This window comes from Erwinia plantamica (assembly GCF_043420595.1).
GTDB classification, from domain to species: Bacteria; Pseudomonadota; Gammaproteobacteria; order Enterobacterales; family Enterobacteriaceae; genus Erwinia; species Erwinia aeris.
The window spans coordinates 63,549-84,083 of the sequence record NZ_JBGCUC010000018.1; the positions used below are offsets into that span (position 1 = coordinate 63,549).

General features: G+C 57.3%; 21 protein-coding genes. 16 read left to right on the forward strand and 5 right to left on the reverse strand.

Annotated elements, in window-relative coordinates; translation table 11 throughout:
* Positions 1-147 precede the first annotated feature (147 nt).
* The 8 genes from envC (at position 148) to AB3U87_RS17800 (ending at position 8,606) form a co-directional block, all read left to right on the forward strand.
* A complete protein-coding gene (gene envC / locus AB3U87_RS17765) occupies positions 148-1,452 on the forward strand; it encodes a murein hydrolase activator EnvC (protein ID WP_253457027.1) in 1,305 nt (434 codons plus the stop codon).
* Positions 1,453-1,500: 48 nt separating this feature from the next.
* Positions 1,501-2,388, forward strand: coding sequence for a divergent polysaccharide deacetylase family protein (locus tag AB3U87_RS17770; RefSeq protein WP_394149983.1), 888 nt, complete (start codon positions 1,501-1,503; stop codon positions 2,386-2,388).
* Between the two features lie 46 nt (positions 2,389-2,434).
* The gene (locus AB3U87_RS17775; RefSeq protein ID WP_253461184.1) at positions 2,435-3,670 is read left to right on the forward strand and encodes a glycosyltransferase; all 1,236 of its coding nucleotides are present in this window, start codon (positions 2,435-2,437) and stop codon (positions 3,668-3,670) included.
* Positions 3,663-4,571 carry a hypothetical protein gene (locus AB3U87_RS17780; protein WP_394149940.1) on the forward strand — a complete coding sequence of 303 codons (909 nt, stop codon included), beginning with the start codon at positions 3,663-3,665 and terminating at the stop codon, positions 4,569-4,571. Before AB3U87_RS17775 ends, AB3U87_RS17780 begins: the two co-directional genes overlap by 8 nt.
* 133 nt (positions 4,572-4,704) lie before the next feature.
* A complete protein-coding gene (gene rfaD / locus AB3U87_RS17785; RefSeq protein ID WP_125290606.1) occupies positions 4,705-5,637 on the forward strand; it encodes an ADP-glyceromanno-heptose 6-epimerase in 933 nt (310 codons plus the stop codon).
* A 16-nt stretch (positions 5,638-5,653) separates the two neighbouring features.
* Complete coding sequence (rfaF, locus tag AB3U87_RS17790; protein WP_253457021.1) at positions 5,654-6,715, forward strand: ADP-heptose--LPS heptosyltransferase RfaF; 1,062 nt, start codon at positions 5,654-5,656, stop codon at positions 6,713-6,715.
* A complete protein-coding gene (gene rfaC / locus AB3U87_RS17795) occupies positions 6,703-7,692 on the forward strand; it encodes a lipopolysaccharide heptosyltransferase RfaC (RefSeq protein ID WP_253457018.1) in 990 nt (329 codons plus the stop codon). The genes rfaF and rfaC overlap by 13 nt, the downstream gene beginning before the upstream one ends.
* Positions 7,689-8,606 (forward strand): glycosyltransferase family 2 protein, encoded by a 918-nt coding sequence (locus AB3U87_RS17800; protein WP_370734991.1) that lies wholly within the window; start codon positions 7,689-7,691, stop codon positions 8,604-8,606. The genes rfaC and AB3U87_RS17800 overlap by 4 nt, the downstream gene beginning before the upstream one ends.
* 15 nt (positions 8,607-8,621) lie before the next feature.
* Here the strand turns inward: AB3U87_RS17800 and AB3U87_RS17805 are convergent, their stop codons facing one another.
* Positions 8,622-9,584: a polysaccharide deacetylase family protein gene (locus tag AB3U87_RS17805; protein WP_394149944.1), complete on the reverse strand. Its 963-nt coding sequence runs from the start codon at positions 9,582-9,584 to the stop codon at positions 8,622-8,624.
* A 317-nt stretch (positions 9,585-9,901) separates the two neighbouring features.
* Between AB3U87_RS17805 and AB3U87_RS17810 the strand changes: the two genes are divergently transcribed.
* The 8 genes from AB3U87_RS17810 (at position 9,902) to coaD (ending at position 18,227) form a co-directional block, all read left to right on the forward strand.
* A complete protein-coding gene (locus AB3U87_RS17810) occupies positions 9,902-10,987 on the forward strand; it encodes a glycosyltransferase (protein WP_394149985.1) in 1,086 nt (361 codons plus the stop codon).
* A 213-nt stretch (positions 10,988-11,200) separates the two neighbouring features.
* Entirely contained in the window at positions 11,201-12,301 is a 1,101-nt protein-coding gene (locus AB3U87_RS17815) for a glycosyltransferase family 9 protein (RefSeq protein ID WP_301252463.1), read from the forward strand.
* 2 nt (positions 12,302-12,303) lie between these two features.
* A complete protein-coding gene (locus AB3U87_RS17820; RefSeq protein ID WP_301289642.1) occupies positions 12,304-13,305 on the forward strand; it encodes a glycosyltransferase in 1,002 nt (333 codons plus the stop codon).
* A 70-nt stretch (positions 13,306-13,375) separates the two neighbouring features.
* A complete protein-coding gene (gene rfaQ / locus AB3U87_RS17825; protein ID WP_253461179.1) occupies positions 13,376-14,455 on the forward strand; it encodes a putative lipopolysaccharide heptosyltransferase III in 1,080 nt (359 codons plus the stop codon).
* The gene (locus AB3U87_RS17830; protein ID WP_301730979.1) at positions 14,448-15,581 is read left to right on the forward strand and encodes a glycosyltransferase family 4 protein; all 1,134 of its coding nucleotides are present in this window, start codon (positions 14,448-14,450) and stop codon (positions 15,579-15,581) included. Before rfaQ ends, AB3U87_RS17830 begins: the two co-directional genes overlap by 8 nt.
* Before the next feature lie 103 nt (positions 15,582-15,684).
* Positions 15,685-16,959: a lipid IV(A) 3-deoxy-D-manno-octulosonic acid transferase gene (gene waaA / locus AB3U87_RS17835; RefSeq protein ID WP_253457007.1), complete on the forward strand. Its 1,275-nt coding sequence runs from the start codon at positions 15,685-15,687 to the stop codon at positions 16,957-16,959.
* Entirely contained in the window at positions 16,960-17,748 is a 789-nt protein-coding gene (locus tag AB3U87_RS17840; RefSeq protein WP_253457005.1) for a glycosyltransferase family 2 protein, read from the forward strand. It abuts the gene before it with no gap.
* The gene (gene coaD, locus AB3U87_RS17845) at positions 17,745-18,227 is read left to right on the forward strand and encodes a pantetheine-phosphate adenylyltransferase (protein WP_301730982.1); all 483 of its coding nucleotides are present in this window, start codon (positions 17,745-17,747) and stop codon (positions 18,225-18,227) included. The genes AB3U87_RS17840 and coaD overlap by 4 nt, the downstream gene beginning before the upstream one ends.
* Here coaD and mutM read toward each other — a convergent pair whose 3' ends face one another.
* From mutM to radC, 4 genes are all read right to left on the reverse strand, one after another.
* Entirely contained in the window at positions 18,228-19,037 is an 810-nt protein-coding gene (gene mutM, locus AB3U87_RS17850; protein ID WP_301730983.1) for a bifunctional DNA-formamidopyrimidine glycosylase/DNA-(apurinic or apyrimidinic site) lyase, read from the reverse strand. It abuts the gene before it with no gap.
* Between the two features lie 115 nt (positions 19,038-19,152).
* Complete coding sequence (gene rpmG, locus AB3U87_RS17855) at positions 19,153-19,320, reverse strand: 50S ribosomal protein L33 (RefSeq protein ID WP_001051798.1); 168 nt, start codon at positions 19,318-19,320, stop codon at positions 19,153-19,155.
* 16 nt (positions 19,321-19,336) lie between these two features.
* Positions 19,337-19,573 (reverse strand): 50S ribosomal protein L28, encoded by a 237-nt coding sequence (gene rpmB, locus AB3U87_RS17860; RefSeq protein WP_004154798.1) that lies wholly within the window; start codon positions 19,571-19,573, stop codon positions 19,337-19,339.
* Between the two features lie 282 nt (positions 19,574-19,855).
* Positions 19,856-20,524, reverse strand: a complete 669-nt coding sequence (gene radC / locus AB3U87_RS17865) for a RadC family protein (protein ID WP_253456999.1) — start codon at positions 20,522-20,524, stop codon at positions 19,856-19,858.
* Positions 20,525-20,535 lie beyond the last annotated feature (11 nt).

Genomic DNA, 20,535 nt, shown 5'->3' on the forward strand with positions numbered 1-20,535 from the left:
AGCAATCCTGACTGGCGATTAATTGCGCAGCGACCCTCTTTGCGTCTGCGCTTTCCGGTCAGCCGCCTCGCTTTGTCACCGATGGAAACGCAAAACCCGCCGGCGAGGCTGGTAAGGCGCTGTTCATCGTGGAATAATCCTCCTCCTATGAGGGAAAAAGCGACAGTTTCATATCAACGAACCCCAGCTAACGGATTGGCCTCTGCACCCCCGTTACGATCGGGCATGTTCACGCTGTCAGCCAGCCTGTTTTGCGCTGGCCTGCTTCTGCTGCCCGCTATCGGCCACGCAGACGACACGAAATCCGCGCTCTCCAGCCTGCGTGCCGATATCGCCGCCAAAGAAAAAAGCGTTCAGCAGCAAAAACAGCAGCGCAGCAAGCTGCTCGACCAGCTGCAAAGCCAGGAAAAAATCATTGCCCAGGCCAGCCGACAGCTGCGTGAAACCCAGCGTACGCTTGGCGCGCTCAATGGCGAGATCGCGGCGCTTACCGCCTCGATCGGCAAACTGCAAACCCAGCAGGCGAAGCAGGAAAAAATGCTGGCCGAGCAGCTGGACGCCGCCTTTCGCCAGGGCCAGCACAACGGTTTACAGCTGCTGCTGAGCAGCGAAGAGAGCCAGCGTAGCGAACGTATCCTGGCCTACTTCGGCTACCTGAACGATGCGCGCCAGAAATCGATCGACGATCTGAAAAAAACGCGCAGCGATCTCTCTTCCCAGAAAACCTCGCTGGTCGACAAGCAGGCGAAGCAGAAAGCGATGCTTTCGCAGCAGGAAGTCCAGCAGCAGAAGCTGGAAAGCGCTCGTGCGGCGCGCCAGAAAACGCTGACCACGCTGGAATCCTCGCTGGAGAAAGACCAGGCGCAGCTGGAAGAGATGCGGGCGAACGAGAGCCGCCTGCGCGATAAGATCGCCAAAGCGGAGCGGGAAGCCCGCGCCAGAGCCGAAAAAGAGGCCAAAGAAGCGCAGCGCGTGCGCGAACGCGAGGCGCAGGCGAAAAGCAAAGGCACCACCTATAAACCCACCGAGGGCGAGCGCTCGCTGATGGCGAGAACCGGCGGTCTGGGCAGGCCCGGCGGCCAGCTGCTGTGGCCAGTGCGCGGCACCCTTGAGCACCGTTTCGGCGAGCAGTTGCAGGGTGAACTGCGCTGGAAAGGACTGGTGATCGACGCGCCGGAAGGCCGGGAAGTCAAAGCCGTTGCCGACGGTCGCGTGCTGATGGCGGACTGGCTACAGGGCTATGGTCTGGTGGTGGTGGTGGAACATGGCAAAGGCGATATGAGCCTGTACGGCTACAATCAGAGCGCGCTGGTCAGCGTGGGCGCTCAGGTCAGGGCAGGCCAGCCGATTGCGCTGGTCGGCACCAGCGGCGGGCGCGGCACGCCTTCGCTCTATTTTGAAATCCGCCGCCAGGGACAGGCCGTTAATCCACTTCCGTGGTTGGGAAAATAACTTTTGTCTTATCTTTATAAATTCAGCGGCGCGCTGACGGGTCTGCTGATGGCCTGTTCGGCGCACGCGGGTAAACTCGCTATCGTCATTGACGATTTTGGCTATCGTCCGGCGCAGGAAAACCAGGTATTACAAATGCCAGCAGCCATTTCCGTGGCGGTATTGCCGGACGCTACCCATGCTCATGAAATGGCAACGAAAGCCCACCAGCGGGGACATGAGGTGCTGATCCATCTGCCGATGGCGCCGCTCAGCAAACAGCCGCTGGAAAAAAACACGCTGCGCCCGGACATGTCCAGCGAAGAGGTAGAGCGGATTATCCGGGAGGCCGTGGCTAAAGTTCCCTACGCCGTGGGGCTGAACAACCATATGGGCAGCGCGATGACTTCCAGCCTGCCGGGCATGCAGAAAGTGATGCAGGTGCTGAACCACTACAACTTTTATTTTCTCGACAGCATGACCATCGGCAACAGTCAGTCGACCCGTGCCGCAGCGGGCACCAGCGTTAAAGTGATTAAGCGCCGCGTCTTTCTGGACGATACGCAAAACGAAGCCGATATTCGCAAACAGTTTTTGCGCGCGGTGCATCTGGCCCAGCGCGACGGCTCCGCGATTGCTATTGGGCACCCACACCCGACTACGGTGAAAGTACTGCAACAGATGCTGCCGACGCTGCCAGCCGATATCACGCTGGTCAGTCCGGGTCAGCTGCTGAACGAGCCACAAAACGCAGGCCGTCAGGCGCCGCCGACCGTCGCGAAACCGACGCCGCCGCGTAATCCGTTCAAGGGCGTGAAAGCCTGCCCGGGCAAGCCTGAATTTGTGCCGGCCAGCCGCGCGCTGAACGCCATAACGGAAAGCCTCGCCGACAGCGCGGGCGTCCGCTATATCAATACTTACTTTTCCGGCCTGAGGCTGGAACTGGACAACGATTAATCTTCATGCCGCATCACGTCGGCTAAACGAGTCTGGAAGCGGCATGATGGCGCCACAGCGTAAAAAAATTCTGTTACTGGATACCGGCAATGAATGGGGCGGCGGCACCAACAGTATGCTGGAGCTGCTGAAGCGTATCGATCGCAGCCAGTTCGATATCCGCTGCTGCTTTTACCATAACTACCGGCGCGGCAGCGGGGATTCCATTGAGCAGGTGCTGGCTTCGCTGGCTATCCCCGTTACCTTTATTGCCCAGCGCAAACAGCCGCGCTGGGCGAAGCTGCTTAAAGAGCTGCTGCGTTCGCTGGTGTTTTTCCATCGCGGCCTGCGGCTGAAAGCCACACGTTTTGTCGATAAGCTATGGCGCATCCGGCCCAACGCCCTCGCTATTCGCCAGCTGCTTATTCAGCAACAGAGCGATATGTTGTATATGAATAATCAGCCCGGCTCCAACGCCGAAGGCTATCTGGCTGCCCGCGATCTGCCCGTCAGCGTGGTGCAGCACTGCCGTATTGAGCCGGTGCTGGATCGCGAGCTGGTTGCGATGGTCAACCGGCGCGCCGATGCGGTTATCGCCGTCTCCAACGGCGTACGCGAAGTGTTGCTGGCCAACGGCGTAGCGGCGGAAAAATGCCTTACCGTTTTTAACGCCATCGATATTTATCAACCGTTACCGGAACGGGCCGCCATGCGCCGGCAGCTGCCGGACGTAACCGACGATACCTTTGTTTTCGGCAGTATCGGCTCGCTGATTGCCAGAAAATCCAATCACCATACCTTGCAGGCGTTGGCGAAGTTTGCCGCTGCTTTTCCCAAAGCCGACTGGCGCATGGTGATATTGGGCGAAGGGCCGGAGCTGGCGGCACTGCAGCAGCAGGCGGCGCAGGCCGGGATTCAGGATCGCGTGATTTTTACCGGTTTTCGCAGCAACCCGCTGGATTATCTGGCTGCTTTCGACGTTTTTATTCTGGCGTCGAAAAGCGAAGGCCTGCCGCGCGTGGTGTTGGAAGCGATGCTGCTCAACACCGCTGTAATCGGTTCAAAAGTCACCGGCACGGCGGAGCTTATTGAGCATAACAAAACCGGCCTGCTGTTTGATTATGGCGATACGCAGGGCCTGTTCAAACAGATGGAAACGCTGTGGCTTGATGCTGAAAAGCGCCAGCAGCTTCTGCGCCAGGCAAACCAGCACGTCAAAGAACACTATGCCATTGAGCACTACGTCTCTGGCGTGGAAACCATTTTGAAAACTGCGGCTTATGGAAACTCATCGCATGTTTGAATTTTTGAACCCCCGATTTCGGCATATTCGCGCACGGCATAATATTTCGTATCAACAGCCAGAAGTTCAGGGCGCTGTTCCGGTGACCTCTGTTGTTATTCCTTGTACGGGCGCGGATTTTGTTGAAGAGGCCAGGCTGAGCACGCTGTTCGCCTCGCGCTTCGCGCCTGCGGCACAGGAAATCGTCATCGTCAGCGACCAGCCTGTCGAAGCTTTCGGCCAGCTGCCGGAGAAAACGCGCGTGGTGACGCTGGATGTGCCCGTGCGGGAAGAGAGCTATCGTTATAAGCAAATTTACCGCAGTCGCCTGATCAAAATACAAGCGCCTTTGTATGCCGAGACGGACGGCATTTTGATGATCGATTCCGATCTCAATTTACTGAAAATGCCGGAAATCAACGTGCGGGACAACCATCTCTATTCCAGCTTCCGTCAGGGGAAAATGGCCGCCAAGCTGATGAGCGCGCCGGAAGAAAAACGCCCGGCGTACTATCGGCACACCATCCGACCTTTTTTGCAGGATCATGCCAACAGCGCCTTTCTCGTTGCTACCCGGTCGACCTGGAAACGCCTCTGTCCGTTGTGGCTGGCGATGTTTAAAGATACCTGGGAAATTCTGGATGATTCGCAGCCGCCGACCGATCAGCTGCCGCTGGCCGCGCTTCTGGATCTGCTGGATTTCAAAACGGTTAATTTAGGTGACTGGGTAAACTGGCCGGTTTCTAAAAAAATCGGTGGCACTACAGCAGCCATTCCTAAAGAAGTAGTGGGCGCGCACGGCGGGTTCCCGCTGGACGAATGGCAAAAATATTTGCAATCCCCTGATACGCCGCTGACGTTCAAGGGCCAGGATTATACCCGCAAAGTACGCTATCTGACCGACGCGGAAAAGCTGAAGTAGTTTGCCGCCTCCGGCCGGAATTTACCTTCTCTTACGGAGTCATCCGGCTGTTTGAGGCGGGCTGAGATGTTATGATATCAGGCATTAGCGCGTGAACTTTGTGTTTCACCCACATTCTTAAAGGTTAAAACTCATGATTATCGTCACTGGCGGCGCGGGATTTATCGGTAGTAACATCATCAAAGCGCTGAATGACAAAGGCCACACCGATATTCTGGTGGTCGACAACCTGAAAGACGGCACCAAATTCGCCAACCTGGCGGATCTGAATATTGCCGATTATATGGATAAAGAAGATTTCCTGATCGCCATTCTGGCCGATGAAGACTTTGGCGACGTCGAGGCAGTTTTCCACGAAGGCGCCTGCTCTTCCACCACCGAGTGGGACGGCAAATACATGATGGATAACAACTATCAGTACTCCAAAGAGCTGCTGCACTACTGTCTTGAGCGTCAGATCCCTTTCCTGTACGCCTCTTCCGCCGCGACTTACGGCGGCCGCAACGATAACTTTATCGAAGAGCGTCAGTATGAGCAGCCGCTGAACGTCTACGGCTATTCCAAAATGCTGTTTGACCACTATGTACGTGAGATCCTGCCGGAAGCGCAGTCGCAGATTTGCGGCTTCCGCTACTTCAACGTGTATGGCCCGCGCGAAGGGCATAAAGGCAGCATGGCGAGCGTGGCTTTCCATCTGAACACCCAGCTGAACAACGGCGAAAATCCAAAACTGTTTGAAGGCAGCGATAACTTTAAGCGCGACTTTATCTATGTGGAAGACGTCGCCGCCGTCAATCTGTGGTTCTGGGAAAACGGCGTTTCCGGCATTTTTAACTGCGGAACCGGCCGTGCCGAATCTTTCCAGGAAGTGGCCGACGCCGCGCTGAATTTCCATCAGAAAGGCCAGATCGAATACATTCCTTTCCCGGAAAAACTGAAAGGACGTTACCAGGCCTATACGCTGGCGGACCTGACCAAACTGCGCGCGGCGGGCTACGATAAGCCGTTTAAAACCGTGGCAGAAGGCGTGGCCGAGTATATGGCCTGGCTGAATCGCAACGCGTAACGGGACGGATCCGGCAATGAAAATTTTGGTGATCGGGCCATCCTGGGTCGGCGATATGATGATGTCGCAAAGCCTTTATCGCACGCTGAAACAGCGCTGGCCTGAAGCCACAATTGACGTGATGGCCCCCGCGTGGTGCCGTCCGCTGCTGTCGCGGATGCCGGAAGTCAACGAGGCGCTGGCGATGCCGCTGGGCCACGGCGCGTTGGCGCTGGGCGAGCGCCGCCGTCTGGGCCGCTCGCTGCGCGATAAGGGTTACGATCGCGCTTACGTCCTGCCCAACTCCTTTAAATCCGCGCTGGTGCCTTTCTTTGCCGATATCCAGACCCGTACAGGCTGGCGCGGCGAGATGCGCTACGGCCTGCTGAACGATATCCGCGTGCTGGATAAAGCCGCGTTTCCGTTGATGGTTGAGCGCTACGTCGCGCTGGCTTACGACAAAGCGCAGATCGCGAGCGCCAGCGATCTGCCGCAGCCGCTGCTCTGGCCGAAGCTGCTCGTCAACGAGCAGGAAAAGCAGGAAACCGCCGCCGCCTTCAGGCTGAGCGCGGAACGGCCGCTTATCGGCTTCTGTCCCGGCGCGGAATTCGGGCCGGCCAAGCGCTGGCCGCACTATCACTATGCCGCGCTGGCGCAGCAGCTGATCGACAGCGGCTATCAGATCGCGCTGTTTGGCTCGGCTAAAGATAAAGAGACCGGCGAGCAAATCCTGCAAAGCCTGGAAGAAAGCTCGCGCCAGCACTGCCATAATCTGGCTGGCGAAACCAAACTGGAGCAGGCGGTCATTCTGCTGGCGCACTGCCAGGCCGTGGTCAGCAACGACTCCGGCCTGATGCATATCGCCGCCGCGCTGGATCGCCCGCTCGTTGCGCTTTACGGCCCAAGCAGCCCGGACTTTACGCCGCCGCTGTCGCATAAAGCGCGCGTTATCCGGCTGATCACCGGCTATCACAAGGTCCGTAAAGGCGATGCGGAAGAAGGCTATCACCAGAGCCTGATAGATATTAAGCCGCAGCGCGTGGCGGAAGAGCTGTCGGCGCTGCTGGGTCAGCCTCTGGAGGCTGTATGCACGTCCTGATTGTAAAAACCTCCTCAATGGGCGATGTCCTGCACACGCTGCCCGCCCTCACCGACGCCATGCGGGCTATCCCCGGCATCCGTTTCGACTGGGTTGTAGAAGAAGGTTTCGCACAAATCCCCTCCTGGCATCCGGCGGTTGATCGGGTTATCCCCGTGGCAATCCGCCGCTGGCGCAAGCACTGGTTCGGCAGCGAAGTGCGCGAAGAACGCTTTCTGTTCAAGCGCGAAGTACAGTCGCGCCAGTATGACATGGTGATTGACGCGCAGGGCCTGATCAAAAGCGCCGCGCTGGTGACGCGCATCGCTAAAGGCGTCAAGCATGGTCAGGACAGCCGCAGCGCGCGCGAACCTTTCGCCAGCTGGTGGTATGACCAACGCCATGAAATCAATAAGCAGCAGCATGCCGTGCAGCGCACGCGCGAGCTGTTTGCCAAAAGCCTGAATTATCCGCTGCCGGAGACGCCTGGCGATTACGCTATCGCGCAACATTTTATGCGTGAGCCTTCGCCGGATGACGGCCGCTATCTGGTCTTCCTGCACGCCACCACGCGCGATGAAAAGCACTGGCCGGAAGCGCAGTGGCGTGAGCTGATTACGCTGCTGAACGGCAGCGGCCTGCGGATCAAATTGCCGTGGGGCGCGGAACATGAGCACCAGCGCGCGCAGCGGCTGGCGGCTGGCTTCGACTATGTGGAAGTGCTGCCCAAACTTACGCTGGAGCAGGTGGCGCGCACGTTAGCGGGCGCCGCCGCGGTAGTGTCGGTAGATACGGGGCTTAGCCATTTAACGGCGGCGCTGGATCGCCCTAATATCACGCTGTACGGCCCCACCGATCCCGGCCTGATCGGCGGCTATGGCAAAAACCAGTTTGTACTGAAACCCGCACAGGGCAATCGCATGGCGGATATTTCTGCCGAAAACGTGATGGCGCAGCTGATGCCGCTGCTGGGTTCCTCGCCGGAAGAAAAGTCATGAACAGCCCTGCGCTGAGCGTACTGATTGCCGCCCATAACTGCGGCGAGACGCTGGCCGATACGCTGGAAAGCGTCGTCGCTTCGCTGGGCGCGGCAATCGATCGCGCAGAGATAGTCGTGGTTAACGACGCTTCCACGGATGCGACGCAGAGCATTATTGAGCGCTACGCGGCGCGGCTGCCGCAGCTTCGCAGCAGCCATACCGACTATCGCAACGTTGGCAAAGTGCGTAACCACGCGGTAGGCCTGGCGCGCGGCGATTATGTCTTAATGGTGGACGGCGACGATATGCTGCTGCCCGACGCGCTGGCGCACCGGCTGACGACGCTGCGCCAGACCTCGCCGGATATTCTGCTCAGTAAAATTATCGAAGTGCGGCACGCCTCGCCCACGGTGCAGTGGCAGCCTGCCGAGCCTGAGGAGCTGACCACGCATGATGCCGTAGAGCGCTTCCTGATCCATCGTGATTATCAGGCGCATTTTATCGGCCAGTTTTTCTCCCGCGAGCTTATTCAGCAGCACGCCTTTCCGGACTTTATCTGCTACGAAGATAGCTGGCTGTTTCCGCAGCTGCTGATGCAGAGCAAAAAAACGCTGTTTACCTCCGCCGGTTTTTATCTCTACCGCAAGCATGAGCAGAGCCTGTCGTCCGCTATTGATGCCGACAAAATTGCCTGCCTGATCGCCGCAACGGCGCATATGGACGAGGTTTTACCGCCGCGCTATGAGCATTTGATCACCTGCCACTGGCTGGATATCGCCAATCGCTACCATGCCGATCTGCGAGGAACCTCGCAGGGCGACAAAGTGAGAGCGCGGATCGCGCAGGTCGGCCTGGGGCGTTTTTTGCTGAACGGCAAAATCAGGACGAGTTATAAAAGGAAAATGCTGACGGTGAGAAAACGGGGCCTTTAACGGCCCCGTTTCTGTTCAGGTGCCGGCTTTCGCGGCGGCATACTCCGCCAGCGTCATGCCATGAGTGCGGCTTTGCAGCCAGCTGAACAGCTGCGCCAGATCGTCATAGAGCCGGTCAATATCGGCCGCCGTTTTAAAGGTCGGGCTGCCATCGGGCATAAACTCGCTGGAGTGCAGCATAAACTCTACGTAGTCAGCGCCTTCCGCCAGCGTTTTTTCCGCCAGGTCGATCATCTGCTGCGCGTTGCCGCCAGTCGGGCGCAGCCAGTAAACGGAAGGGCTGCGGCGCTTGCCGCGCAGGCGATCGTAGCCCTGTTTAACCGCATTCATCAGCCCGGAGTGCTTATAACGGATGGTCATCGGCACTTCCAGCAGCGGTGAATTGCCGGGACGAGAAATATCTGCGCTATCGGGATGGTAAGCCGAGCGGGGAAAGTGCGTATAGTCCGTGCCGCCGTTGCCCTGCGGCGCGCCCGGGGAAAACCGCCAGTTAACGCCCGGCGTCACCGAGCAGTCAACCCGGTAGCCGTGTTCGACCAGCAGCTGAGCGTAATACTCGTTGAACGCCCAGCGTCCCGCACGGTGGCTGAGCATTTTGACGTTAAACGTCTCTTCCAGCAGCTCAGTCATAAAAGCGACTTTTTTGCGTATCTCTTCACGAGGGTATTCAATCAGATAGGGCTGATGCTGCCAGTCGTTGTCGGTTAATTCATAGGCTGGCGGGCTGTTCCAGGCGTGCAGATGCATGCCTACTTCGCCCTGGCCGCGAGCGATAACATCGCGGGCAAAATCGATATAAACCGGATCGACGGCCATTTCATAGTTCGTCAACCAGGTCGGTTTAAAGGTATATTTCTCGCAAAGCTGCTGAAAGCGGGCAAGCCAGGCGGCATTTTCGGTGGTCACCTGACCAGAGCGATTACGCCAGAGATTATCACCTTCCGTATCGATGGTGAGTAAGAAAGCAGGTTTTTTCATGTCGATGCGGCGCTCCGCGTTAACCTCGTGTTAACTCTGCCGGTATGGTAACAGCGGCATGACGGGACGCAACAGTAATTGCAGCGCAACGGCGCGAAAGCGATTGGCTATGGCGCTATCTTTTTTATTTTTCTAAGATAAACAGATAAAACTGGCTCAGCCTGACAGGATCGGCAGGACAGCTTTACCGGGCTACGGCAAGGGACTTGCCCGACTAGATAAAAAAATGCTTTTTTTCGTGCGGTTAGTGGCCTGGAATCGGTCGGCACCGCATGATTTTCTCTGCTAAGGGTACAAAATTGTCCAAGCGCGTATTAATGATCATTGATGGTCTGCCCGGCGGGGGCGCGGAGAAAGTTGTGCTGACGCTTTCCAAAGGGCTGATAGAGCGCGGTCATCGGGTTTCGCTGTTTTCGCTGCGTGCCGTCTGCGATTACGCCATTCCTGCCGGGCTGGATTATCAGGTCATTCAGGATACCTGCCATATGCCCTGGCGGAAACTTACGGAGCTGAGCCGGCGCGCAGCCTGCCTGGATCGGGCGATAATGCAGGCCGAAAAAGAGCAGGGCCGTTTCGACCTGGTGGTATCGCACCTGCACAAAACCGACCGTATCGTCAGCCGCTGTCGCCATCTCGACAAGGACAAGACCTGGTTTTGCCTGCACGGCGTCTTTTCCGCCTCTTATCTGGCCCACCGGCAGGGCTTTTCCCTGTGGCAGAAGAAACTGAAAACGCGCCGCGTATATCAAAACCGGAATATCATCGGCGTCTCTCAGTACGTGGTCAGCGATTTGAAACGCTCCTTTGCGATACAGCCAAAGCACGAGCGGATCATTTTCAACCCTTTCGATTTTGATACCGTTCGTACCGCGGCTATGCAGCCCTGCGAGATGGCGGGCGAACCCTATCTGATCCACGTCGGCCGCTTTCACCAGACCAAGCGCCACGACAGGCTGCTGCGCGCCTATGCCAAAACGGGGATAAGCGCGCCGCTGGTTTTAATCGGCCAGGGCACGGATGAAGCAGTAGGAAAAATTAAGAAACTGGCGCTAACGCTGGGCATTCAGGATCGGGTAATTTTTAAAGGTTTTACCAGCAACCCCTATCCCTGGATCCGCAACGCGAAGCTGCTGGTGGTCAGCTCGGACAGCGAAGGCTTCGGCAACGTGCTGGTAGAAGCGCTGATTTGCCAGGTGCCCGTAGTCAGTACGCGCTGTCCCGGCGGCCCCGTGTCGATCATGACCGGCGAACTGGCTCGCGGCCTGGCGAACCTGGATGTGGAGTCGCTGGCGGACACTATCGCGGACGTCTGGTCAAACCCGCCTGATGTTTCACAGCTTGATTTGGAGGCTTACAGCATCGAAGCAATCTGCAAACAGTATCTTGCGCTGATCGCTTCTTAGGCCCACGCAACGTTTGCGGATCGGAGATGTCTGAGAGGGTCAGACATTATTCTGGCGCGCTCCCTGGCCTGGCCGGACGCGCATTTTTATCTTTTAAGGTTTCAGTATGAATACGCTCATAACCGAAAACGGCTATCAGAGCACGGTGAAAACGTTACAAACGTCATCTGTGGCAGCTGAATACCGGCACTTTTCGCTCAGGGAGAACAGAGCGTGAATTATGTGTTGCTGTTTTTACTTTTACTGCCTTTTAAGCTGTTGATGAAACTCAGCCATAAAAAAGAGGCCCGTAATCTGGTGATCCAGACGGCGAAAATCGGCGATTTTGTCAATATCACCCCCCTGCTGGCGCATCTTGAAAAGAGCGACGCGCTGCTGAGCCGTACCGTTGCACCGCTGGCGGAGCACGACAGCACGCTGGCGGACATTTTTTATATTGAAGAGCATAAAAGCAGCACGTACAGCAAGCTGAAGCTGGCCCTGAAGCTGATGAATCGCTATGAAAACGTCTATCTGCTGCATCCCAATAATACCAATCTGTTTTATGCCGCCTGCTGTAACGCGAGCAACAAGCAGTTTCTGTCGATGTACCGCCGCAAATGGTATCAGGGGATCTTTTATCTGACCGCGACCGGCACCGTGGAACACGATAAGTATTCGCTAACCCTGGAAAACTACCTCAGGCTGGCCGATCGTTCGCTGACCAAAGAAAGCTATCCCAAGCACGCCACGCTGCCGCTGCTGAAGCCGGACACTACGCCGGAAGAAGTGTTCAGAACGGACAAGATTAAAATCGGCATCAGTATTTCGGCCGGCAACCAGGCGAAAACCATTCCGCCGACGATCTGGAAAGCCCTGTTCGACAGGCTGAGCGGGCTGCCCTGCCTGTTTTATGTTTTTGGCGCGCCAAATGAACTTACTCGCCTGCACGAGCTCAATAAAGTGGTGGGTGAAAGCGATAACATCGTTAACATGATCGGTAAGGTTTCGCTGGAAGGCCTGCCCTACGCCATCAGCCAGATGGATTTTTACATCGCCTCCGACTCGGGCAACATCTACATCGCTGACTCGCAAAATGTGCCAGTGATCCTGATCTACGGGCCTTGCTGCGTTGAAGAGCAGCGTCCGCTGGGCGACGTGCTGTTAATCGGGCCGAATCATATCGCGCCGTCGTCGTTTGTTTTTCACGCCCTGTATAAGTTTAATCATCCCGTCGAGCAGCTTTACGAGCTGGATAATCGCAAGCTCGACGATATTTATGATTTTATCTGCGCGCGCAAGCGGCCATTACAAGAAAAGAAGACGTCATCCTGAGCATGAAACCGCAAGATACCTCCTCAGCGCCTTTGCTGAGCGCGATCGTCCCGATGTACAACGCCGGAACCAGCTTTCAGGCTTTTATCGACTCAATGCTGGCGCAAACGCTGGCCTCGCTGGAAATCATCATCGTCAATGACGGCTCGACGGATGCTTCGGCGCAGCTGGCGCACCGCTACGCCAGCGAATATGACCATATCACCGTGATCGACCAGGCTAACGGCGGCGTTTCCCGCGCCCGCAACGCCGGGCTGGCGATAGCGCGCGGCAAATATGTCACTTTCCCCGACGCCGACGATACGCTTTCGCCAGAGATGTACAGCACGCTGATCGCCATGGCGGAACAGGACGATCTGGACGTGGCGCAGTGTAACGCCGAGCGCGTTTTTTGGGGATCGGGCCGGGCAAAAACGCTTATTCCTGCCGACCGTCTACAGGCTACGCCGGTGCTGAGCGGCGCAGAATGGCTGAACAAGGCGCTGGCGTCCAACCGCTATCTGCACGTCGTGTGGCTGGGTATCTATCGCCGTTCGCTAATCGACCAGCTGCACCTACAGTTTGAACCCGGCCTGCACCATCAGGATATCCCGTGGACGACCGAACTCATGCTGAACGCCCGTCGCGTACGCTACACCGATAAGGTTTTTTATCGGTACTACGTGCACGACCAGTCAATCAGCAACCGCAAGCGCAGCGGTATGGCTAACGTCGAGTATCAGCGTCATTATCTGAAAATCGCCCGGATGCTGGATGAGATCAACCTGCGCTATCGCGATAAAGTTAAAATTGGTCCGGCAATTTATCGTCAGGTAACCAAAGAGGCGCTGACCGTTTGCCACGCTTTACGGCGTGAACCTGATGCTGAAGCACGGCAGGCGATGATAGCGGATCTGCTCGCCAGCAAAACGCCGGGACGGATGCTGCGCAACGCGCGCGGCGTTAAACAGTGGTATCAGCTGTTGCTCTGGCTGAGCCGGATTTACCGCTGGCGTCGTTCGTAATGCGCGGCGCCTTTTTCCTGCACGAGCTTTCCCTTACAATCGGTCCACTTTATTTTGAGATCCCATGAGTATGGCCACTTCTTCGTCGATTCCCGCCTCCTTTGCGCCGCGAAAGATTTTGCTGATCAAGCTGCGTCACCATGGCGATATGCTGCTTACCACGCCGGTTATTGAGGCGCTGCGCCAGCGCTATCCGCAGGCCGCCGTCGACGTGCTGCTCTATAAAGAGACGCTGCCGATGCTGCAGGCGCATCCGCATATTCGTCAGCTGCGCTTTATCGATCGCAAATGGAAAAACGAGGGAACGCTGGCGCATTTGCGCCATGAAGCCGCGCTGCTTAAGGCGATCCGCCAGGAAGGCTACGATCTGGTCATCAACCTGGCCGATCAGTGGCGCAGCGCGATTATCACCGCCCTTTCCGGCGCGCCGGTTCGGATTGGGTTCGCTTACAACAAGCGTCGCAACGCCTTCTGGCAACGGGCGCATACGCACCTCGTGTCCACCAGCAACCACAGCCAGCTGCATACCGTTGAGCAAAACCTGGCCGCGCTACAGCCGCTGAATATTCCCTTTTCCGGTTTCCCGGCAGCGATGCACTACAGCGAAAGCGACTGGTCACATACGCAAACCGTGCTGGCGCAAAGCAAGGTTACGCGTCCCTATATCGTTATCCAGCCTACCTCGCGCTGGATTTTTAAATGCTGGGAAGATGACAAAGTGGCCGGGCTGATCGCCGCGCTGGCCTCTGAGCAGATCGATATCGTGCTGACCGCCGCGCCGGACAAAAAAGAGCTGGCGATGATCGACCATATTCTCTCGCTGTGTCCCGGCAAAGCGATTTCGCTGGCCGGAAAGCTGTCGCTGCCGCAGCTGGCTTCGCTGATCGATCATGCCCGCCTGTTTATCGGCGTCGATTCCGCGCCGATGCATATGGCCGCCGCGCTGGATACGCCGTGTATCGCGCTGTTTGGCCCGACCAAGCTTAAGCAGTGGCGTCCCTGGGGCGACAATAATCAGGTGATCTGGGCCGGCGACTATGCGCCTCTCCCTTCGCCGGACAGCATTAATACCAGGACCGAGACCCGTTATCTTTCTGCCATCCCACTTGATGACGTGGTCAAAGCCGCAAGGAACTATCTGGATGAGTAAAGTACGACTGGCTATAGTGCGGCAAAAATATCGCCCGGACGGCGGCGCGGAGCGGTTTATTTCGCGGGCGCTGGAGGCGCTGGACGATGACAGTCTGGATCTGAACATCATCACCCGCAGCTGGCAGGGCGAGCCGAAACCGGAATGGCACCTGCATATCTGTAACCCGAAAAAATGGGGACGCATCTCGCGCGAGCGCGGCTTTGCGCTGGCGGCGCGTGCATGCTGGCAGCGAGAGAAGTTTGATATCGTACAAAGCCACGAGCGCATTGCGGGCTGCGATATTTTTCGCGCCGGCGACGGCGTGCATCGCGTCTGGCTGGCGCAAAGAGCGCGCATCGTTTCGCCCGTGCAAAAGCTGCTGGCCGATTTAAGCCCTTATCATCGCTATGTGATGGCGGCGGAAGAAGAGATGTTCCGCTCACCTGCGCTGAAAAAAATCATCTGTAATTCGCTGATGGTAAAAAACGATATCATGCGCTGTTTTCAGGTGCCGGAAGAGAAGTTCGCGGTGATCTACAACGCGATTGACGCGCAGCGCTTTCAGCCTGCCACGCCGGCCGAGCGCCAGCAGGCGCGCGCGTCGTTGCGTCTGCCTGACGAAGCCAAAGTGTTTATTTACGTCGGTTCCGGTTTCGAGCGCAAAGGATTAAGGGCCTCCATCAGCGCCCTGGCCGCTACCGAAGCGCACCTGCTGGTGGTGGGTCAGGATAAACAGCAGGCCCGCTATCTTAGCCACGCCCGCGCGCTGGGCTGCGAAAAACGCGTCCACTTTGTCGGCGTGCAGCACAACGTGATCCCTTATTACCATGCGGCCGACGCGCTGATCCTGCCCACGCTTTACGATCCTTTCCCTAACGTGATCCTGGAAGCGATGGCCTGCGGTCTGCCGGTCATCACCAGCGACACCTGCGGCGGCGCAGAGTTTATCGTTAACGGCGAGCAGGGCTACGTTTGCGACGCGCTGGATATTGTGGCACTGAGCGCCGCCGCGCAGGCCATCCCGCTCAGAAGCGTTGATGCGCGCATGGGCGATGCGGCCCGGGAGCGCGTTCTCCCCTGCTCGCCGCAGCGCCTGGCAGGGCAGCTTCATGCGCTATATCAACAAGTGTTGCGACAGGCCTGAGAAGAAGGTGTGAGCATGCGCGACTTATCTGCTAACATGCGGTAATGTTTCTCTTTTCCGGCACTTTCTGACGCGAGTCACTCCGTAATTCGTAAACACTGTGATGACAACAATTTATTCCGTCCTGCTCTATCTTATTCAGCCGCTGATTTGGCTCCGGCTCTGGTTACGCGGCAGAAAAGCGCCCGCCTACCGGAAGCGCTGGGCCGAACGCTACGGCTACTGTAAAGGCAAGGTCAAGCCGGACGGTATACTCCTGCACTCCGTTTCTGTCGGCGAGACGCTGGCCGCCGTGCCGCTGGTCAGGGCGCTGCGCCACCGTTATCCCACGATGCCGATTACCGTGACGACCATGACGCCGACCGGTTCGGAACGAGCGGCTTCCGCCTTCGGTAAAGATGTTCATCACGTCTATCTGCCTTACGATCTGCCCGGCTCGATGAACCGTTTTCTGGATAATGTCAGCCCGCGGCTGGTCATCATTATGGAAACCGAGCTGTGGCCGAATATGATCGCGCAGCTTCACGCCCGAAAAATCCCGCTGGTCATCGCGAACGCCCGCCTGTCGGAGCGTTCGGCGAAAGGGTACGGCAAGCTCGGTAAATTTATGCAGCGTCTGCTGCAAAAGATTACGCTGATCGCGGCGCAGAACGAGGAAGACGGCGAACGCTTTGTGGCGCTTGGCCTGAAGCGTTCCCAGCTGGCGGTGACCGGCAGCCTGAAGTTCGATATTTCCGTAACGCCCGAGCTGGCCGCCCGCGCGGTCACGCTGCGTCGGCAGTGGGCGCCGCGTCGTCCGGTATGGATAGCCACCAGCACGCACGAAGGCGAGGAAAGCATTATTCTGGAAGCGCACCGCAAGCTCCTGGCGCGTTTTCCTTCTTTGCTGCTCATCCTGGTACCGCGCCATCCGGAACGTTTCGACACGGCTCGCGACATGACGCAAAAGGCCGGCTTCAGCTACACGCTACGCAGCAGCGGCGAGATCCCTTCCAGCGGCACCCAGGTGGTGATTGGCGATACGATGGGCGAACTGATGCTGCTCTACGGCATCGCCGATCTGGCTTTCGTCGGCGGCAGCCTGGTGGAGCGCGGCGGGCATAATCCGCTCGAGGCCGCCGCACATGCTATCCCCGTGCTGATGGGGCCGCATACGTTTAACTTCAAAGATATCTGTGCAAAACTTCAGCAGGCGGACGGCCTGATCGCCGTAACCGATGCCGACTCGCTGGATAAAGAGATCGGCACGCTGCTGACCGACGAAGACTATCGTCTTTACTACGGCCGCCATGCGGTAGAGGTACTGCACCAGAATCAGGGCGCGCTACAGCGTCTGCTACAGTTACTTGAACCCTATCTGCCACAGCGGAATCACTAAATGCCTTCACGTCAGCTTCTGTCGGTCGTGCTGATCGCTAAAGACGCAGCCGAGCTGCTGCCGGAATGTCTGGAGTCCGTGAACTGGGCCGACGAGATTGTGCTGCTGGACTCCGGCAGCAGCGACGGCACGCCGCAAATCGCCGCCCGCCACGGCGCCAAAGTGTTTCACTCCCGCGAATGGCACGGCTACGGCAAACAGCGCCAGCTGGCGCAAAGCTATGCCACGCATCCGATGATTTTGATGATCGACAGCGACGAGCGCGTGACGCCGCAGCTGCGCGCCGCTATCGAATCCGTGCTGCAACAGCCTGCCGCGCCCGCCACGGTTTATAGCCTGGGCCGCCGCAATCTGTTTCTGGGGCGTTTTATGCGCCACAGCGGCTGGTATCCTGACCGCGTGACTCGTCTCTATCCACGTGAATACGGCTATAACGATCATCAGGTGCATGAATCGCTGGAAGCCAGAGGGGCGCAGGTGGTGGCGCTGAAGGGCGATCTGCTGCATCTGACCTGCCGCGATTTCTCTGCGTTTCAGTGGAAGCAGTTCGCCTATGCCGAAGCCTGGGCGAAGCAGCGTCACCACCAGGGGAAAAAGTGCGGCCTGTTTTCAATTTTCGCCCATACGCTGGGCGCCTTCCTGAAAACGCTGGTGCTGCGCGCCGGTTTTCTGGATGGCAAACAGGGCTGGCTGCTTGCCGTGGTTAACGCGCAGTACACCTTCAATAAATACACGGCGCTCTGGGCGCTGAACCACTCTTCCCACGCTTCCGGCAAAGGCGGCCTATGAGCACAAAAGCGATCTATCCCGGCACTTTCGATCCCATGACCAACGGTCATCTGGATATCGTCACGCGCGCCGCGTTAATGTTTGACCATATCGTCCTGGCTATTGCCGCCAGCCCCAGTAAAAAGCCGATGTTCTCGCTGGATGAACGCGTGGTGCTGGCGCAACAGGTGGTCGCACACTTGCCGAATGTGGAAGTGGTAGGATTCAGCGATCTGATGGCGAACTTCGCGCGGGATCAGCAGGCCAACGTCCTGGTGCGCGGCCTGCGGGCGGTGTCCGATTTTGAATACGAAATGCAGCTGGCGCATATGAATCGGCACCTGCTGGCGGAGCTGGAAAGCGTGTTTCTGATGCCTTCAGAAAAATATTCGTTTATCTCTTCCACGCTGGTCAAAGAGGTGGCGCGCCATCACGGCGACGTCAGCGCTTTCCTGCCGCCGTCGGTGCACAGCGCGCTGCTGGCAAAGCTCTCCGCCTGATTATTTCTGACAGGTCGGGCAATAGAAGGTGCTGCGCTGCGCGTGTTTGGCGCCTACGATCGGCGTAGCGCAAACGCGGCAGGGTTCGCCAGCACGGCCATAGACCTGTAGCTCCTGCGCGAAATAGCCCGGTTTGCCGTCCGACTGCAGGAAATCACGCAGCGTGGTGCCGCCCTGCTCAATCGATCGCAGCAGCACGGCCTTGATCGTTTCCGTCAGCAGAACCACTTCTTCTCTGGTCAACGCCATTGCCGGTCGATCGGGATGGATCCCGGCGGCAAACAGCGATTCGCTGGCGTAAATGTTGCCAACGCCCACCACCAGCTTGTTGTCCATCAGCCAGGGCTTGACCGGCGTACGCCTGCTGCGCGACTTCTCAAACAGGTAATCCGCGTTAAAAGCTTCACTCAGCGGCTCCGGGCCAAGATGGGCCAGTACGTTACTGGCGGCCAGATCGCTGCTCCACAGCCAGGCGCCAAAGCGGCGAGGATCGGTATAGCGCAGCACTTTGCCGTTGCTCATCACCAAATCCACATGGTCATGCTTCGCCGGCGGTGCTTCTTCTGACAACACGCGTAGACTGCCGGACATGCCAAGATGGATGATGATCCAGCCTTCAGGCAGCTCCAACAGCAGATATTTGGCGCGGCGCTGTACGCTGAGTACCGGCTGGTCGCTGAGGCTGTGGATTTCATGCGAGACCGGCCAGCGCAACCGGCCGTTGCGCACCACGGCGTGCAGAATGGTGGCGCCGACAAGGTGCGGTTCGATACCGCGTCGGCTGGTTTCAACCTCTGGTAATTCCGGCATACAAACCTCCCGCAGATGTTTTCAGGCGTACAGATGTTTTCAGACGTGCAAATGTTTTCAGGCGCACAAAAGAAAAAACCCCGCCGAGGCAGGGTTTTTCAGTCGCTAAAGTCAATTACTTGATTTTAGCTTCTTTGTAGATCACGTGCTGGCGGACAACAGGATCGAATTTCTTCAGTTCCAGTTTTTCCGGCTTAGTACGCTTGTTCTTCGTGGTGGTATAGAAGTGACCTGTACCAGCAGAAGAAACCAGCTTGATCTTCTCACGAATACCTTTAGCCATGTTTCAGTTCCTTACCTTAGTACTTCTCACCGCGGGTACGCAGATCGGCCAGAACCGTCTCAATACCCTTTTTATCAATTACGCGCATGCCTTTGGCAGATACGCGCAGTGTAACGAAGCGCTTTTCGCTCTCAACCCAGAAACGGTGAGAGTGCAGGTTCGGCAGGAAACGGCGTTTCGTCGCGTTCATTGCGTGGGAACGGTTGTTACCCGTCACCGGACGCTTTCCAGTTACCTGGCAGACTCGTGACATGTCAATTCTCCAAAAATCAAATAAGCTCGAGCTTTAAAAATAAGGTCTTGGCCGCCTCGTCAGGCTCTTAGCCCATCCAGGCGAGTTCTATGTGAACCCGCTGAGCAGGCCCAAATGCCAAACCCGAGATTCTCAAAGGTGGCGTAGTATACGCCCTGCAACGCTGGTGCTCAAGTCCCGAACAGATAAAGATCCCTTTGGATCGCGCAAAATTGCCGCATTTGAACGGAAAAAGCACCGCCGCTACGTGGGAAAAAACACGGTTTGCCGCTTTTTTCCGCATTACAGCCAGCCTTTTTCCGCAAAGGAAACATATTCGCCCTGACCGATAACAATATGGTCAAGCACGCGGATGTTAAACAGCTTGCAGCAGTCGTTAACCTGTTGAGTCACATCGCGATCTGCCATGCTGGGCGCCGAAATGCCCGAGGGATGGTTATGCGCCAGGATAATCGCCGCCGCGTTTTGCTTCAGCGCTTCACGCACGATTTCACGCGGATGCACCTCTACGCTGGCTATCGTGCCCGCAAACATTTCACTGGTGTGAATGACCCGATGCTGATTATCAAAAAAAACCACCATAAATATTTCCCGTTCACGATGCGCCAGCTTGCTGTGCAGGAAATTCACCATATCGCCCGGGCTTTGCATGGCCTGTTTTACCGAATCCGCACAGGTGAAAAAACGCCTGCCCAGTTCGGCAATGGCATTCAGCTGGGCATACTTCGCCACGCCTACGCCTTTCACCCGTAAAAACGCGTCTTTGTCCGCCGTCATCAGCCGGTGCAGCGAACCGAACTCCTCCAGCAGCTGTTGCGCCAGCGTCATTACGTGGACACCGCGCGCGCCGGTACGTAAAAAAATCGCCAGCAGTTCCGTATCCGTTAACGTGCCGGCCCCGCCTGCCACCAGCTTTTCGCGCGGTGGCATTTTTTTCCATGGCTTCTTCATCCGCTTTCTCC